Annotated in this window: 15 protein-coding genes; 11 read left to right on the top strand and 4 right to left on the bottom strand. The window is 28.5% G+C overall.

Annotated elements, in window-relative coordinates; all coding sequences use genetic code 11:
* Position 1 precedes the first annotated feature (1 nt).
* From KQI18_RS00195 to KQI18_RS00155, 9 genes are all read left to right on the top strand, one after another.
* Entirely contained in the window at positions 2 to 673 is a 672-nt protein-coding gene (locus tag KQI18_RS00195) for a corrinoid protein (RefSeq protein ID WP_216465483.1), read from the top strand.
* Positions 673 to 1,692, top strand: coding sequence for a methylcobamide:CoM methyltransferase MtbA (locus KQI18_RS00190; RefSeq protein WP_236887573.1), 1,020 nt, complete (start codon positions 673 to 675; stop codon positions 1,690 to 1,692). Before KQI18_RS00195 ends, KQI18_RS00190 begins: the two co-directional genes overlap by 1 nt.
* Before the next feature lie 15 nt (positions 1,693 to 1,707).
* Positions 1,708 to 3,501: an ASKHA domain-containing protein gene (locus tag KQI18_RS00185; protein WP_216465482.1), complete on the top strand. Its 1,794-nt coding sequence runs from the start codon at positions 1,708 to 1,710 to the stop codon at positions 3,499 to 3,501.
* Positions 3,502 to 3,630: 129 nt separating this feature from the next.
* A complete protein-coding gene (gene accB / locus KQI18_RS00180; RefSeq protein ID WP_216465481.1) occupies positions 3,631 to 4,107 on the top strand; it encodes an acetyl-CoA carboxylase biotin carboxyl carrier protein in 477 nt (158 codons plus the stop codon).
* Between the two features lie 14 nt (positions 4,108 to 4,121).
* Positions 4,122 to 5,483 carry an acetyl-CoA carboxylase biotin carboxylase subunit gene (gene accC, locus KQI18_RS00175; protein ID WP_216465480.1) on the top strand — a complete coding sequence of 454 codons (1,362 nt, stop codon included), beginning with the start codon at positions 4,122 to 4,124 and terminating at the stop codon, positions 5,481 to 5,483.
* Positions 5,484 to 5,497: 14 nt separating this feature from the next.
* Positions 5,498 to 6,349 carry an acetyl-CoA carboxylase, carboxyltransferase subunit beta gene (gene accD / locus KQI18_RS00170; protein ID WP_216465479.1) on the top strand — a complete coding sequence of 284 codons (852 nt, stop codon included), beginning with the start codon at positions 5,498 to 5,500 and terminating at the stop codon, positions 6,347 to 6,349.
* Between the two features lie 47 nt (positions 6,350 to 6,396).
* Positions 6,397 to 7,317: an acetyl-CoA carboxylase carboxyltransferase subunit alpha gene (locus KQI18_RS00165; RefSeq protein WP_420372061.1), complete on the top strand. Its 921-nt coding sequence runs from the start codon at positions 6,397 to 6,399 to the stop codon at positions 7,315 to 7,317.
* 262 nt (positions 7,318 to 7,579) lie between these two features.
* On the top strand, positions 7,580 to 7,840 hold the full coding sequence (locus KQI18_RS00160) for a stage V sporulation protein S (protein WP_216465477.1): 261 nt from the start codon (positions 7,580 to 7,582) through the stop codon (positions 7,838 to 7,840).
* Between the two features lie 250 nt (positions 7,841 to 8,090).
* Entirely contained in the window at positions 8,091 to 8,921 is an 831-nt protein-coding gene (locus KQI18_RS00155; RefSeq protein ID WP_216465476.1) for a hypothetical protein, read from the top strand.
* A 932-nt stretch (positions 8,922 to 9,853) separates the two neighbouring features.
* Here KQI18_RS00155 and KQI18_RS00150 read toward each other — a convergent pair.
* Both KQI18_RS00150 and KQI18_RS00145 read right to left on the bottom strand, forming a co-directional pair.
* Entirely contained in the window at positions 9,854 to 10,210 is a 357-nt protein-coding gene (locus KQI18_RS00150; RefSeq protein ID WP_216465475.1) for a LytTR family DNA-binding domain-containing protein, read from the bottom strand.
* A 362-nt stretch (positions 10,211 to 10,572) separates the two neighbouring features.
* Entirely contained in the window at positions 10,573 to 11,418 is an 846-nt protein-coding gene (locus KQI18_RS00145; RefSeq protein WP_216465474.1) for a PIG-L family deacetylase, read from the bottom strand.
* Positions 11,419 to 11,625: 207 nt separating this feature from the next.
* Here KQI18_RS00145 and KQI18_RS00140 point away from each other — a divergent pair, with 207 nt between their 5' ends.
* Positions 11,626 to 12,753: a tyrosine-type recombinase/integrase gene (locus KQI18_RS00140; RefSeq protein WP_216465473.1), complete on the top strand. Its 1,128-nt coding sequence runs from the start codon at positions 11,626 to 11,628 to the stop codon at positions 12,751 to 12,753.
* 85 nt (positions 12,754 to 12,838) lie between these two features.
* A complete protein-coding gene (lexA, locus tag KQI18_RS00135) occupies positions 12,839 to 13,489 on the top strand; it encodes a transcriptional repressor LexA (protein WP_330647981.1) in 651 nt (216 codons plus the stop codon).
* A 117-nt stretch (positions 13,490 to 13,606) separates the two neighbouring features.
* Here lexA and KQI18_RS00130 read toward each other — a convergent pair whose 3' ends face one another.
* Both KQI18_RS00130 and KQI18_RS00125 read right to left on the bottom strand, forming a co-directional pair.
* Positions 13,607 to 13,906 carry a Dabb family protein gene (locus KQI18_RS00130; RefSeq protein ID WP_216465471.1) on the bottom strand — a complete coding sequence of 100 codons (300 nt, stop codon included), beginning with the start codon at positions 13,904 to 13,906 and terminating at the stop codon, positions 13,607 to 13,609.
* 36 nt (positions 13,907 to 13,942) lie between these two features.
* Positions 13,943 to 14,902 (bottom strand): ComEC/Rec2 family competence protein, encoded by a 960-nt coding sequence (locus KQI18_RS00125; RefSeq protein WP_216465470.1) that lies wholly within the window; start codon positions 14,900 to 14,902, stop codon positions 13,943 to 13,945.

Genomic DNA, 14,902 nt, shown 5'->3' with positions numbered 1-14,902 from the left:
TATGTCAAACTTAAAAGAAGATTTATTAAAAAAGTTAGCAGATTGTGTTGTAGAAATGGAAGATGAAACTGTAAGAGATATAGCTAATGAATATATAGATAATGGATTTGAAGCTTATGAAGGAATAGCTAAAGGTCTAGCGTTCGGAATGGAAGATGCAGGGAGATTATACGAAGAAGAAGAGTATTTTATACCTGATCTTTTATTATGTTCAGATGCTATGTATGAAGGTATTGATATATTAAAACCGCACATAATAAAAGATTCAACTAAAGAAAGCTATAAAGCAGTTGTAGGAGTTGTAGAGGGAGATACACATGATATAGGGAAAAACTTATTTAAAATTATGTTAGAAACTTCTGGATTTGAAGTGTACGATTTAGGCAGAGATGTCCCTTGTATAGATTTTATAAACAAAGCAAAAGAGATAGATGCTGACTTAATAGGATTATCTACTCTTATGACAACTACTATGGAAAATATGGAACTAGTAATTAATCTATTAAATAAAGAAGACATTCGTGAAAAATTTGTTGTTATGGTAGGTGGTGGCCCTATATCACAAAGCTTCGCAAATGAAATCGGTGCAGATGGATACGCACATGAAGCATCAAAAGCTGCCAAACTAGCTAAAGAGCTAATAAACAAGAAAAAATACAAAGAGGTGGTATAATGACTCCAAAAGAAAGGTTATATAAAGTATTAAATGGGGAAGTTGTAGATAGAAAACCTTGTATTTGCCCTGGCGGGATGATGAACATGATAGTAGAAGATATAATGGATATTGAAGGTGTTTTTTGGCCAATGGCTCATAGTGATTCTAATATGATGGCTGATTTAACACAAGGTATGTATAAAAATAATGGATTTGAAAACTTTGGAGTACCATATTGTATGACGGTCGAAGCGGAATGCATGGGAGCAGAAGTATATATGGGGACAAAGACTACAGAGCCAAGAGTTGTAAAATATCCTATTGAATCGGTTTCTCAGTGGAATCAATTAAAAAAAATAGATGTGTCTAAAGGTAGAGCAAAAGTTGTTATTGATGCCATTAAGATATTAAAAGAAAAAAATAATGATGTTCCAATAGTAGCAAATTTAATAGGGCCTGTCAGTTTAGCATCTTCACTTATGGAGCCAACAACATACTATAAGGAATTAAGAAGAAATAAAGAAAAAGCTTCTGAATTTATGGAATTTGTAACTGAGAATCTTGTGATTTTTGGAAAAGCTCAATTAGAGGCCGGAGCAGATGTTTTAACTATATCTGATCCAAGCGGTACAGGAGAAATACTAGGTGCTAAAATTTTTAGTGAATTTGCAACACCATATCTAAATAAGATAATAGATCAATTAAAAGAATATGCTCCTGGAGGAACTATTATACATATATGCGGTAAATTAAAAACAATATATAATGAATTAAATAATTTACATAGTGATGCAGTTAGTTTTGATTCTATAACTAATGTTAAACAAGTTGTTGAGAATGTTCAAGGAAAGATTATTATGGGAAATGTTAGTACTTTTGCTATCGAAAATGGAACTAAAGAAAGTTTAAAGAATATTTCTAATGCATGTTTAAAGAGTGGCGTAGATATATTATCTCCCGCATGTGGAATAGGTGTAAAAAGTAAACTTGATAATATAAAAATTTTGGTAGAATGTGCAAAACAATATAACAGCTAATAAAAGAGGTATTATATGAACTACTTATATATAAATAATGACAAATACGAATTTAACATCGGAATAAACCTTTTAGATTTAATACAAAAAAATAAATTAGGACTGGAAAGTCCTTGTGGTGGAAATGGAACTTGTGGTAAATGTAAATTAAAAATAATTAATGGAAATGTAAATGATCTAACTGATGATGAATTAAAGTTTTTGACAGATGAAGAAATAAAAAATAATGTAAGACTAAGTTGCTTAGTTTATCCTAAAGGAGATTTAAGTGTAGAATTCATTAATAATGATAACAATGTACATAAGATATTAACAGAAGGATATATACCTAATTTTAACAAATCTCCGATGATTTCGAAAAAGGTACATAAAATAAATAAACCTACACTACAGCACAATTTATCATTAGAAGATAATTTGAAACAAGAGGGTATAATATTAAATGATGATTTTAATATTTTAAAATCTATTCCTAGTATTTTTGAGAAAGATTACTGTACAGTTGTATATTTAGGTGATGAAGTTATAGGTTTGGAAAGTGAAGATACTAGCGAAAAATTATATGGAATAGCTTTAGATATAGGAACAACTACTGTAGTTGCATCTCTTATAGATATAAACAAACAATGCGAGATCGACTGTGAAAGCGATATTAATCCTCAAAAGGAATATGGATTAGATGTTTTATCTAGAATACACTATTCCAAGTCTAATAAAGAAGGTTTAGAAAATTTAAATAGAAGTATTATAGATTGCATAAACAACTTAATTATTGAGTTATGCAAAAATAATAAGATAAATAAAGATGAGATATATGAAATAGCAATTGCTGCAAATACCACAATGATGCATACTTTGCTTAAAGTTAGCCCTAATTCGATAGGAAAGTCCCCCTACTCACCAGTATTTACTAGTGGGAAGAGTATAAAGGCTTTAGATTTAGGTATAGAAATTGCTATGTTTGGTCGAGTTTATTTATTACCAGGAGTATCAAGCTACATAGGCGCAGATATTGTTGCTGGAGTTTGTGTAAGCGATTTATCAGGAACTAATAAGAATATTTTATTTATAGATATAGGTACAAATGGAGAAATTGTCTTGTCAAAAAGGTCAAAGTTATCTTCTTGCTCTTGTGCAGCTGGACCAGCTTTAGAAGGTATGAATATAAGTTGCGGAATGAGGGCAGGAGATGGTGCAATTGAGAATATAAAAATTGGTAAAACAATAGAAACAAAAGTTATAGGAAATAAAGAGGGTAAAGGCTTATGTGGCAGCGGAATTATAGATGCAATAAGCGAGATGGCGAGATTAAAACTTATAGGTAAAACTGGTAGGATAGTTAAGAAATCGGAAGTAGAAACTGATGATAAATTAAAGCATTTAAGTGAACATATAGTAGATGAAAATAAGAAAAGAAGATTTATGTTAGATCCTCAAAACCCTAATATATCAATAACACAAGAAGATATAAGACAAGTGCAGTTGGCAAAAGGAGCTATATTATCAGGTTTTTATGCTCTGCTTAATACTATGAATATAGATATAAAAGAGTTAGATGAAGTTATAATTGCTGGACAATTTGGAAAGCATCTAAGTGTAGATAGTTTAGTAGGTGTTGGCATTATACCTAAAGAATTAAAAGAAAATGTCAGATATATAGGTAATTCATCTAAAACAGGTGCAATAATGACTCTTCTTTCTAAAGATATTCGAAAAGATATGGAGAGAATAGCAAGGGACATAAATTACTGTGAGTTATCAACTGAAGATGGATATGAAAGACTCTTTGCAAATTGTTTGAAATTTTAAAATTACTAATCATATATAAATTAATATACATATATAATAGTGTCGATTTAACGTCGACACTTTTTCTTTTACAATTTTAGCTTTTATGATATAATATTAGCACCAGGTAATAATACAAGGGGGTAAAAAATGAATATCAATGAGATAAAAGAATTAATAAAGCTGATAGATTCAACAGATTTAGACTATGTAAAGCTTGAAGATGGTTCTTTGAAATTAGAAGTATGCAGAAATAATAGTTCACATAGAAGTAATCATAGTAACCAAGTACAAAAAAATACATTAGTTTCAGATTTTCAAGAAGTAACTGTTGAAAAAGATGATATCAGAGACAATGAAGAAATTAATACAGTAAATGATGATAATTTATATATAATAACGGCACCACTTATGGGAACTTTCTATGGATCTCCAAATCCTGATTTAGAGAGTTTTGTTAATGTAGGGGACATAGTAGAAGAGGGACAAACTCTTTGCATTCTTGAAGCTATGAAACTTATGAATGAAATAAATAGCGAAGTTAATGGTGAAATAATTGAAATATTGGTTAAAAATGAAGAACTAGTAGAGTACAATCAACCTTTATTTAAGATTAAACCAATGTAAATAGGAGGTAGCTGATGTCAATTAATAAAATACTAGTTGCAAATAGAGGAGATATTGCAGTAAGAATATTAAGAACTTGTAAAGAACTTGGAATAGAAACTGTAGCGATTTACTCAGAAGCAGATAAAGATTGCCTACATAGATACTTAGCAGATGAGTCTATCTGTATAGGCCCTAATAATGTAAGCAAAAGCTACAATAATATTGAAAACATAATATATTTAGCAAATAAATTAAAATGTGATGCTATACATCCTGGTTTTGGATTTTTATCTGAGAATACTGAATTTGTAAGCAGATGTGAAGAAAACGGAATTATATTTATAGGTCCTACAAAAGAACAAATGGAACTTATGGGTGATAAATCAAGAGCCAGAGAAACTATGATGAAGTTAGGTGTACCAATAGTACCAGGTTCAAAAACTGTTCTTAAATCAAAAGAGGATGCCCTTAAAGTAGCTTCCGAAATTGGTTACCCAGTTATGATCAAAGCTTCAAATGGAGGCGGAGGAAAGGGAATGAGGATAGTATTTGAAGAGAATGAGTTACCTTCTTTATTTGATATCGCAAGTTCAGAAGCCTTATCATCATTTGGAAGCAGCGATTTATACATGGAAAAATTTATTGAAAACCCGAGACATATAGAGGTACAAGTATTTGGAGATAAGCATTCAAATGCTGTTCACTTTGGAGATAGAGACTGTTCTATGCAGAGAAGAAATCAAAAAGTTATAGAAGAGTCTCTTAGTCCATATATATCAGATGATGAAAGAGCAAAACTTTTCGAAACAGCTGTAGATATCATTAAAGGAATAGGCTATATAGGAGCAGGAACAATAGAATTTATATTTGATAAAGATAAAAACTTCTACTTTATCGAAATGAATACTAGAATACAAGTCGAACATCCTGTAACTGAAATGATTACTAATATAGACCTAATAAGACTTCAAATATTAGTAGCTTCTGGAAAAGAAATTCCATATAAACAAGAAGATATTGTTTTTAGAGGACATGCTATCGAATGTAGAATCAATGCTGAAAACGCAATGATGAACTTTGCTCCATCACCTGGTAAAATAGAGTCGCTTAACTTGCCAGGCGGTTTTGGAGTCAGATTTGATACATTTGTGTATCCAGGATACTCTATACCACCATTGTACGATTCAATGATAGGTAAACTTATCTGTTGGGCTGATACAAGAGAAGAGTGTATTGAAAGAATGTATAGAGCTCTAGATGAAATTATTATAGAAGGAATTTATACTAATATAGAATTCCAAAAAACACTCATAACTTGCGATGCATTTAGAAATGATACACACCACACTAAATTCATAGAAAATGATTTTATGATAGAGTGTACTTCAATGTAAGGGAGTAATAAAAAATGATAAAGAAATTCTTACCATCAAAGGGATCCAAGTATGTAACAATCTCTTTGGATAAAAATTTTAAAGAAAATAGTATAAATGAAAAATTTTGGTTGTACTGTAAGGGTTGCAATGAGCGAGTATTTAGAAAAGATATTGAGGAAAATTTATATGTATGTCCTAATTGTGGCAGACACTATAGTTTAAAAGCTAGAAATAGGGTGAAACTCCTTATAGATAGGGGAACATTTGTAGAGTTAAATGAAGATGTTGGATTTCAAGATCCTCTAAAATTTCCTAATTATAAATCAAAATTCGATACGTATAAAGAGAAAACAGGAGAATCAGAGGGAGTTATAACTGGTTACGGTAGATTAAACGGAATAAAAACTGTGCTTTGTGTAATGAATCCAGAATTTATGATGGGCAGCATGGGATCTGTTGTAGGTGATAAAATTACTTATGCGATAGAGTATGCTGTTGAAAATAATCTACCAGTGATAATATGCTCTGCTTCAGGTGGTGCTAGAATGCAAGAAGGAATGCTATCATTAATGCAGATGGCAAAAACCTCTCAAGCACTTGCTAAACTTGAAGAAAAGGCTCTACCATATATATCAATATTAACAGATCCAACAACCGGTGGTGTCACAGCAAGCTTTGCGATGCTTGGAGATATAATAATTTCTGAACCCAACACACTAATCGGATTTGCTGGTCCAAGAGTAATAGAGCAGACTATAAAACAAAAACTTCCTGAAGGATTCCAAACTTCTGAATTTTTACTAGAACATGGTTTTATCGACATGATTGTAGACAGAAGAAAAATGAAGGAAGTGTTATACGAAATTCTTAATATGCATAGATAACAATTGCATAAGGGAGGTATATTTTGACTGATAACATAAAAGAGAAAATGATTACGATTGAAAATGATATTAAACAATTGGAGACAATTTCTAAATCAAGTAGCATAGACTTAAGTGATAAAATAAATGCATTAAAAGACAAGCTTAATAAATTAAAATATGAGGCTTTTACATCTTTGACACCTCATGATAAAGTGGTTCTAAGTAGAGACAAAAATAGACCCACTACACAAGATTATGTAGACAATATCTGTTCAAATTTTATTGAATTTCATGGAGATCGATTATATAAGGATGATCCATCGATTGTTGGTGGAATAGGTAAAGTAGGAAATTATAATGTTACTATAATAGGACATCAAAAAGGACATGATACTAAAGAAAAAATAAGAAGAAACTTCGGCATGCCACATCCTGAAGGTTATAGAAAAGCACTTAGATTAATGAAACAAGCAGAAAAGTTTAATAGACCTATAATAACATTTGTCGATACATCCGGAGCATTCTGTGGATTAGAAGCAGAAGAGAGAGGGCAAGGTGAAGCTATAGCGAGAAACTTGCTTGAGATGAGTAAACTATCTGTACCAGTAATAACATTTGTAATTGGAGAAGGGGGTAGCGGAGGGGCATTAGGTATAGGCGTTGGAAATGATATCTGTATGCTTGAACATGCTGTCTATTCTGTAATATCTCCTGAAGGATTATCTAGTATATTGTTTAAAGATTCTTCAAGAGCAAAAGAAGCATGTGACGTTATGAAACTTACAAGTAAAGATTTATATGATTTAAATATAATTGATAAAATTATTAAAGAACCTCTTGGCGGTGCTCAAAAAGATGTCAAAGCTGTTTCAAAAGAAATCAAGAAGTATATATTAGATAGACTAGATTATTATAAAGAAATACCTAAAGAACAAATAGCATCTATTAGGTACAATAAATTTAGGAATATTGGTAAATGTATATAAATAATATAGGAGCTAACTCATTAAATATTTTGGGTGAGCTTCTTGTTTTTTATTTATAATATTTTCTCTATTAAATATTATACTTACACTTTATATTTAAACAATTAGAAAGAGATATTATTGAAAATAAAAAAATTTATTCAATAATATCATAATATGTCTATCGAAAATGAGAGTGTTCTTCAAGGAATTGGATTTTGAAAATCGAATATATATAATACGTAATAATTAATGAAATTTTCTGAAAAGGGGTTGTATTAAAGTGGAAATACTAAAAGTTTCAACAAAATCAAATCCTAATTCTCTTGCAGGGGCCTTGGCAAGTGTACTAAGAAAAGACGGAGGGGCGGAAGTACAATCAATAGGAGCAGGAGCTCTAAATCAAGCAATAAAAGCAATAGCAATTGCAAGAGGATTCCTAGCTCCAAGTGGTATAGATTTAGTATGTATACCAGCTTTTACAGAAATAGAAATCGAAGGGGTTAAGAAGACTGCAATAAAACTATCTATCGAACCTAGATAGAATTAATATTTTTTATTTTGATAATTATTTAGTTGTTTATTTATATTTGTGTAAAGATTTACTCTTTGCACTTTTTAATTTTTAATATAGTTTAATTACTTAATTAATGAGATAAGAATTTATTCACTTAACAAAAAGAATATATATTAAAGATGCATGTATTATTATATCTTTAAATAATTATGTTATAATTTAGATTATATTAAAATTAAAATATAAATTTAGACTAAATCGAAAGGAGCTTATATCTATGGCTCTTGTATATATGTTAAAATCAAGCATAGTAAATGTAGTATTTTTAATAATGACTTTTTTACTATTTGGATTTGTATTTAGTATAGTTGAAAAAAATAATAACAAGCTTATATATTCTTCATTTGGAAGAAGTGGGATTATAATCACTGGTGCAATTGGAACTATCGTTCATGAATTAAGTCATTTAATAATGTGTCTAATATTTAGGCACAAAATAAAGGATGTTAGGCTTTTTAGACCAATTGAAAGTGAATACAATGGTGTATTGGGCTATGTTAGCCATACATATAAGAAAAGCAGTATATATCAAAATTTAGGCAATTTTTTTATTGGAATAGCACCTTTAATAGGAGGGACTTTATCAATAATACTTATATTTAGACTTTTTCTTCCAGATAGTTTTGACGCTATTACCAATATAGTTAGTATAAAAACCTATATTATCAGTTTAGAAGATCTTGACTTTGTAGGATTTATAAATTCAATATTGAAGGATATTTATTTGTTCTTTACATATGTATTTCAAGGTAATAATATTATATCTTTGAGGTTTGTAATCTTTGTGTTCTTGATGTATTCGATATCTAGCCATATGTCTTTGAGTTATTCCGACTTTAAAAACAGTATCTCAGGCCTAGGAGTACTTATTGGGATAGTATTTATAGGTTCTATTTTTTCGTTTTTAATAGGAGCTGGAGAGAGCAGGGTAGTAGATATGATTGTTGAATATAATATAATAGTTATTTTGCTAATGATGCTTGGTTTATTCTTTTCTATGATAACTTTGTTTATATCCTTTATTTTAAGCGTAATAGTAGGTAGATGATATTCAAAATATAGTTTAAAATACTATATAGTAATTAAGATAAATGAAAAGGATACAAAATAGTTACTGATTAACATAATTTTTTATATGGATTTGAAATTAAGGTATAAAAAATCGGTGGATAAATATCATGGAGTTAAAATTATTACTACAAATAAGGATAGTTTAATGATGACTATTCTTATAAATTATAAGGAAGTTTAGTTAAGATCAATCATCAAATGACAATATAACTATATAGTTTATTGGGTACAATTTTATTTATTTAATATATTAGATATAATGTTTATTTTTTGAACTTAAAATTAAGTCTATGTAAATTTAAAATTTATTTAAATGTTATACTATAAAAAATAAAATAATTTAAATTTAAGACTAGTTATATATACCTCTCTTAAAATAGAGGTTTTATATAACTAGTCTTTAAATGTATATTTAGGGAATAGTTATATATATAAATAATCAAAAGAGTAATTTTATACTAAAATAAGTCAAATATACAATTTATTTATAACTAATAAAATCTTTTAGTTTTTAAATTCTTAATTCTTCTACTCATATTCTTATAGATTTAAATTATAATATAAGTACTTTTACTTGAAAAACTTAATTAAAATTATAGTTGCAAACAACTTATTTAATAAATCGTTAAACAATTTTTAGATTAACTATTTTTATGACTTTATATTTACTTTTACATCCTTTATAAGCTTTTGGATCTTAATATAGATATTTACGATTACATAACTTTCTTCTAATATTTAATTAATGAATTTTATACTCTAATATCCGACCTCTTAAATGCCACTCTAAGCGCTTTTATTTTTTTATGCAAGTATTTATACCTTTAAAATGTCATAAGTATTTCTATTAGTTCATGTTTTTTAAGAAATGTATTTTTAAAAAATAAATATATAGATATATTTATTTATTCAGATATTTACTTTTTGTTTTAATTTAGATAAAAATCCTCTAGATACAATAACAGTTTTTCCGCTTTTCATAAATGCTATCATGTTACCAGAAAAAGATGTTTCTAATTTGACAAGATGTTTTATATTTATAACACATGATTTAGAAACTTGAATAAAATTTTCATGATTATTTTTTTCTAAAAATTTATATAACCTGCCTTTTGTAATGTATTGTTTTGAATTAGAGGTTACGGTAATTTCTCCACACATTACTTCTATTAATTCGATGTCTTTTACTGGCAATATATATATTGAATCCCCTGATTTTACAGGAACTACATTTTCAGTTCCATTAAATTTTTCAATATAAGTCAATAACTCTTTAACCTCTGGACTTAAAGTGTTTGATGAAATGTCGACTTTTATACCAGTTACTTCATCGTCTAAATGATATGCTAATTTAATAGGAAACCCCCTTTAAAATTATTATATATTCTTACTTTTTTTAAAACTAAGAACAATAATATGTTAAATATTAGTAACAAATAGATGAATTTTTAACTTATATTTAACATATATCTATATTATCACAAATTGTGAAAATTAAAAATAATTTATTTTATAAAGTTTTAAATATATTAAATTAAAAGAAAAAGGAGAAATCCTAATAATTTATACTAAAGTTATTTTTATAAATTTTATTTACATAAATTTTTTTATTTTTATAAATCAATAATCTAGTTGATAATGATTATTGATTTAAATTTTGGATCTTTTAAAAGATTTTTAAAATAGTTTGGAGCTGATTTATAGCCAATTCCATATCTATTATGTTTTTTATCTACTCGTTTATACTGCATACAAGAATTTTTTAGAATATTATACTCTTTATCATTATTTACTACAAAGTTAATTTTATCTTTCTCAAGTATTTTTTCTGAATACCAAGGTTTTATAAAATACATTGCATGTTTAACTTGTTTTTTGTCCGCAAGCCCCTTTAATACCTGACCATTCATTCTATGCATTATGTGATCGTCATACCTGTAGTGATGAGCAATATGAGTGACATTACCTTTAAACTTATGTTCAAAATCTAAAATAGTCTTTTTCATTAGTTCATAATGGGTCCCCTCTTTACTAGCTTCGTTAGGAAGTATTATAATATTTTCAGTTTTTACACCTAAAGATTTTAATGCACTCTTAAACTCATTGTCTCGCAAATATTGTTTTTGTCTTCTGTTTAAACCAAGAAATGCTGGATTTAATTTTAAAATGTTAGCGCCAGATCCATCTGAAACCAAAACTATATAAACGTGATCTGCACCACATTTATCTATAGCATTGACAATGGCACTTCCCGCCCATAACACTTCATCGTCTTGGTGTTGAGGGTAAAATACAACACTCTCTTTTAAATGATTTATAGAAATTTTATTTGTATTATTAAACTTTTTAATACTATAATTAACACTTACTTTACTTTTTTCCTTTTTAGTATAGCTATATACATTTAAATGAAACATAAAAGGGATTAATAATAGTGCAATTATAAAAATGTTTGTATTTAGTTTCACTTTCATAGTATCATCTCACCTCTATATATCTTTAAATTATTAATAATATTTCTATTATATCTCCACATTTACACATATTTCTATTTATTTAATAAAAATTAAGTATTCTTAAGAATTCATACTAGATTTGAATCATAATCATTTTTAATATATAATTTATCTTATTAATGTAATAGTATATTTAATGTTTCATCGTTTTAGGAGGTTATAAATATGTCTGAAACTAAAGCAGTTAGAATAAATAATAAATCGGATAAACCCGACAATATTGTGATTAGAGATAATAAACTTATAGATAGATGTATAAGTGTTCAAAATAAGTTGCCTAACTTTATGAAAGATTACTTTATTTATTTAAAAGGTTCAGTGGCTGTCACTACTAGACTAGCCTATTTAGAAGATATACATTTCTTTTGTGAATATTTAGTAGAAACAAACGACCTTACAGATGCCACTGATGTAGCTGATATAACTCTAGAAGATTTTAACGATATTAAGGCTAGGGATCTTAATTTGTTTTTAGGAGATTATTGTGGAAGGTATTATAAAGAAAACGGAAAAAATACTATCTTATATGAAAACAATAATAGGGCTCTAGCTAGAAAGAAATCATCTATATCTACTTTATTTAAATTTTTGTATAGAAATGAACAAATAGACAGTAATATTACAGATGGATTAAATCCAATAAAGCTTCCTAAGCCCCAGCCAGATGCTATAAAACGTCTAGAGATAGATGAAGTAGCAAAAATGTTAGATGCTGTTGATACTGGACAAGGCCTTACAGATAAAGAAAAGGTTTATTGGGAAAAAACAAGATTAAGAGACAAAGCAATACTAGCTTTATTCGTTACATATGGCCTAAGACTTAATGAGTTAAGGGAATTAAATATTTCATCCTTTAATTTTTCTAGAGGTGAATTTATGATTTATAGGAAAAGAGGGAAAGAGGTCTTAATGCCTATAAACAATACATGTGAAACTGTTGTAAAAGAATATATAGAAAATGAGAGACCAAACAGTGAGTTACTATCAGAAGAATATAGAGATGCTCTGTTTTTATCTCTACAAAATAAGAGAATTACTGCGAAAGCAATAAGATCTTTAGTAAAGAAATATACTTCTATTTCGATGGATACTTCAAGGGACAAAGGCTATAGTCCACATAAATTGAGAGCTACAGCGGCTACTTCCCTTATTCAAAATGGTTTTTCTATTTACGATGTTCAAAACTTACTAGATCATGATAACGTAACAACAACTCAACTTTATGCAGCTCACAAAAAGAATGTAAAGCGTGACATTGTAAATAACTTTGAATGGATTGATGACGAAAAATAAACAAATTACGGAACAAATGTTTGAGTTGAAGATATTATTATGCTACAATGTATAATATAGATAAATTTTAAAAAATAACCCAGAAATGAGTGAGATAATTATGTATTTAGATTTAACAGAAAAACAAGCTTTAATTTTAGAATTTATAAAATCAGAGCTTGTTGCTAAGGGATACCCGCCTGCAGTTAGAGAAATATGTAATGCAGTTGGACTTAGATCTACTTCTACAGTACATTCGCATTTAAACAAACTTGAAAAGCTTGGATATATAAGAAAAGATCCTACCAAACCTAGAGCAATAGAAGTATTGGACAGAAACAAGGACGGCGATGTTACTGGTTTTAACCAAGAGATAATCAATTTACCATTAGTTGGAGAAATTACTGCTGGTGAACCAATACTTGCTCATCAAAATATCCAAGAGTACATACCACTTCCTACTAACCTAATAAAGGGAAAAGATAACTTTGTCCTTAAAGTAAAGGGCGAAAGTATGATAAATGCAGGTATTTTAGACGGAGACTATGTAATTGTAGATAAAAATAGCTCTGCAGAAAATTCACAGATTGTTGTAGCACTTGTAAACGGAGAATCTGCTACAGTAAAGAGATTTTTCAAAGAGGAAAATTTCATTAGACTTCAACCTGAAAATGAATTTATGGAGGCAATCATATTAAATGACTTTGAAGTTGAAATAATAGGTATTGTAACTGGAGTATTCAGAGTACTTAAATAATTAATTAACTTAAATACAAAGTTTTATATAAAAAAGATATCTTGGTTTATTAAGATATCTTTTTTATATTACTATTAATTTTTATGTCTATTGTTATTATACTATAATCATTTTTCTTTATTCTTTACTATCAAAGCATTTTCTACTACACATCAAACTTTTAACGTATTCACCGATCTTTTTGTGCTCAGGATGATTTTGGTAGTTGATAAGATCTTCTTCACTTTCAAATAAGCTATCAAGCATAATATCTACATTGCTAGAACTCAAAGGATTTATACTAACTTTAATTTCTATTACACCATTCACAATTTTGCCAAGATTTTCAAGATCCACTTTTATCTTTTTAGAACTAATAAATTTTTCTTCTGTTGAAGCTTTTTCGTCGAAATTCCAAAATACAACATGTCTAACCATAGTACCACCTCTTGCGTTAATATTAACACTTAACATCTAATTGGCTTTGCTTCTACCGTCAACATAACTCCCCTCTATCTTGCAATCCGAAATAAGTCCATCTCCTGTAGATTCAAAAATTATATCACCACATTCATCACTTCTATGTATTTTTATATTCTTTTTTTCAAGTCTCTTCATTGTCTCCTTATGTGGATGGCCATATGAATTATCTTTAGCTGCAAGTATAACAGCATACTCTGGATTTACTATATCTAAAAATGCTTGTGTAGAGCTACTTCTAGAACCATGATGTGCTACTTTTAACAAATCAACGTTATTTAACTTACCTAAAATCTCTTTTTCTGTTTCTTTTTCTATATCGCCTGTAAATAGAACTTTATCATTTCCGTTTGTGTAAACTAAAACTAGTGATTGGTCGTTAGTTGTATTTCCACCATTAGTGTTTAAGACTTCAAAGTAGGAATTATTTAAGTAGAATTTGTTGTTTTCAAGTGGAACTCCTGGTGACAAACCTTTATCTGCCATAGCATTAATAAAATCTCTGTAGCTTTTAGTATTTGCTGATCCATTAGAAACAAGAGCATTCTCTACTTCGAAATTTTTAACCACAGCATCTAAACCGCCCAAATGATCAGCGTGGGCATGTGTCGATATTAAGTATTTAATAGATTTTACACCACATTTATTAAGATAGTCAACCATTAGTTTTTCATCATCGTTATCTCCGCCATCGATCAATGTGAAAACACCATTATCTTGTATAAGAATGGCATCACTATTTCCGGTATCTATAAAGTGAATTTTTACTTTATTATCACTAGTATTAATAGCCTCAGTACTCTGATCAGTTGTAGTATCATTTACTACTTCTTTTATAATATCTAATTGATCACATGCTGTTAAAAAAACCGATACTGAAAATACTAAAAGTATCAGCAAAGATTTAATTTTAATAGTATTTTTCTTAATATTATTTTTGTCAATATACTTCAT

The organism is Metaclostridioides mangenotii, from assembly GCF_018917235.1.
GTDB lineage: Bacteria > Bacillota > Clostridia > Peptostreptococcales > Peptostreptococcaceae > Metaclostridioides.
This window is presented reverse-complemented; position numbering and strand designations above follow the sequence as displayed.

What these genes read in the sequence shown, in the direction of transcription:
- KQI18_RS00195 (WP_216465483.1), top strand. Translation starts at nt 2, where the DNA reads ATGTCAAACTTAAAAGAAGATTTATTAAAAAAGTTAGCAGATTGTGTT.
- KQI18_RS00190 (WP_236887573.1), top strand. Translation starts at nt 673, where the DNA reads ATGACTCCAAAAGAAAGGTTATATAAAGTATTAAATGGGGAAGTTGTA.
- KQI18_RS00185 (WP_216465482.1), top strand. Translation starts at nt 1,708, where the DNA reads ATGAACTACTTATATATAAATAATGACAAATACGAATTTAACATCGGA.
- accB (WP_216465481.1), top strand. Translation starts at nt 3,631, where the DNA reads ATGAATATCAATGAGATAAAAGAATTAATAAAGCTGATAGATTCAACA.
- accC (WP_216465480.1), top strand. Translation starts at nt 4,122, where the DNA reads ATGTCAATTAATAAAATACTAGTTGCAAATAGAGGAGATATTGCAGTA.
- accD (WP_216465479.1), top strand. Translation starts at nt 5,498, where the DNA reads ATGATAAAGAAATTCTTACCATCAAAGGGATCCAAGTATGTAACAATC.
- KQI18_RS00165 (WP_420372061.1), top strand. Translation starts at nt 6,397, where the DNA reads ATGATTACGATTGAAAATGATATTAAACAATTGGAGACAATTTCTAAA.
- KQI18_RS00155 (WP_216465476.1), top strand. Translation starts at nt 8,091, where the DNA reads ATGGCTCTTGTATATATGTTAAAATCAAGCATAGTAAATGTAGTATTT.
- KQI18_RS00145 (WP_216465474.1), bottom strand. Translation starts at nt 11,418, where the DNA reads ATGAAAGTGAAACTAAATACAAACATTTTTATAATTGCACTATTATTA.
- KQI18_RS00140 (WP_216465473.1), top strand. Translation starts at nt 11,626, where the DNA reads ATGTCTGAAACTAAAGCAGTTAGAATAAATAATAAATCGGATAAACCC.
- lexA (WP_330647981.1), top strand. Translation starts at nt 12,839, where the DNA reads ATGAGTGAGATAATTATGTATTTAGATTTAACAGAAAAACAAGCTTTA.
- KQI18_RS00130 (WP_216465471.1), bottom strand. Translation starts at nt 13,906, where the DNA reads ATGGTTAGACATGTTGTATTTTGGAATTTCGACGAAAAAGCTTCAACA.
- KQI18_RS00125 (WP_216465470.1), bottom strand. Translation starts at nt 14,902, where the DNA reads ATGAAGTATATTGACAAAAATAATATTAAGAAAAATACTATTAAAATT.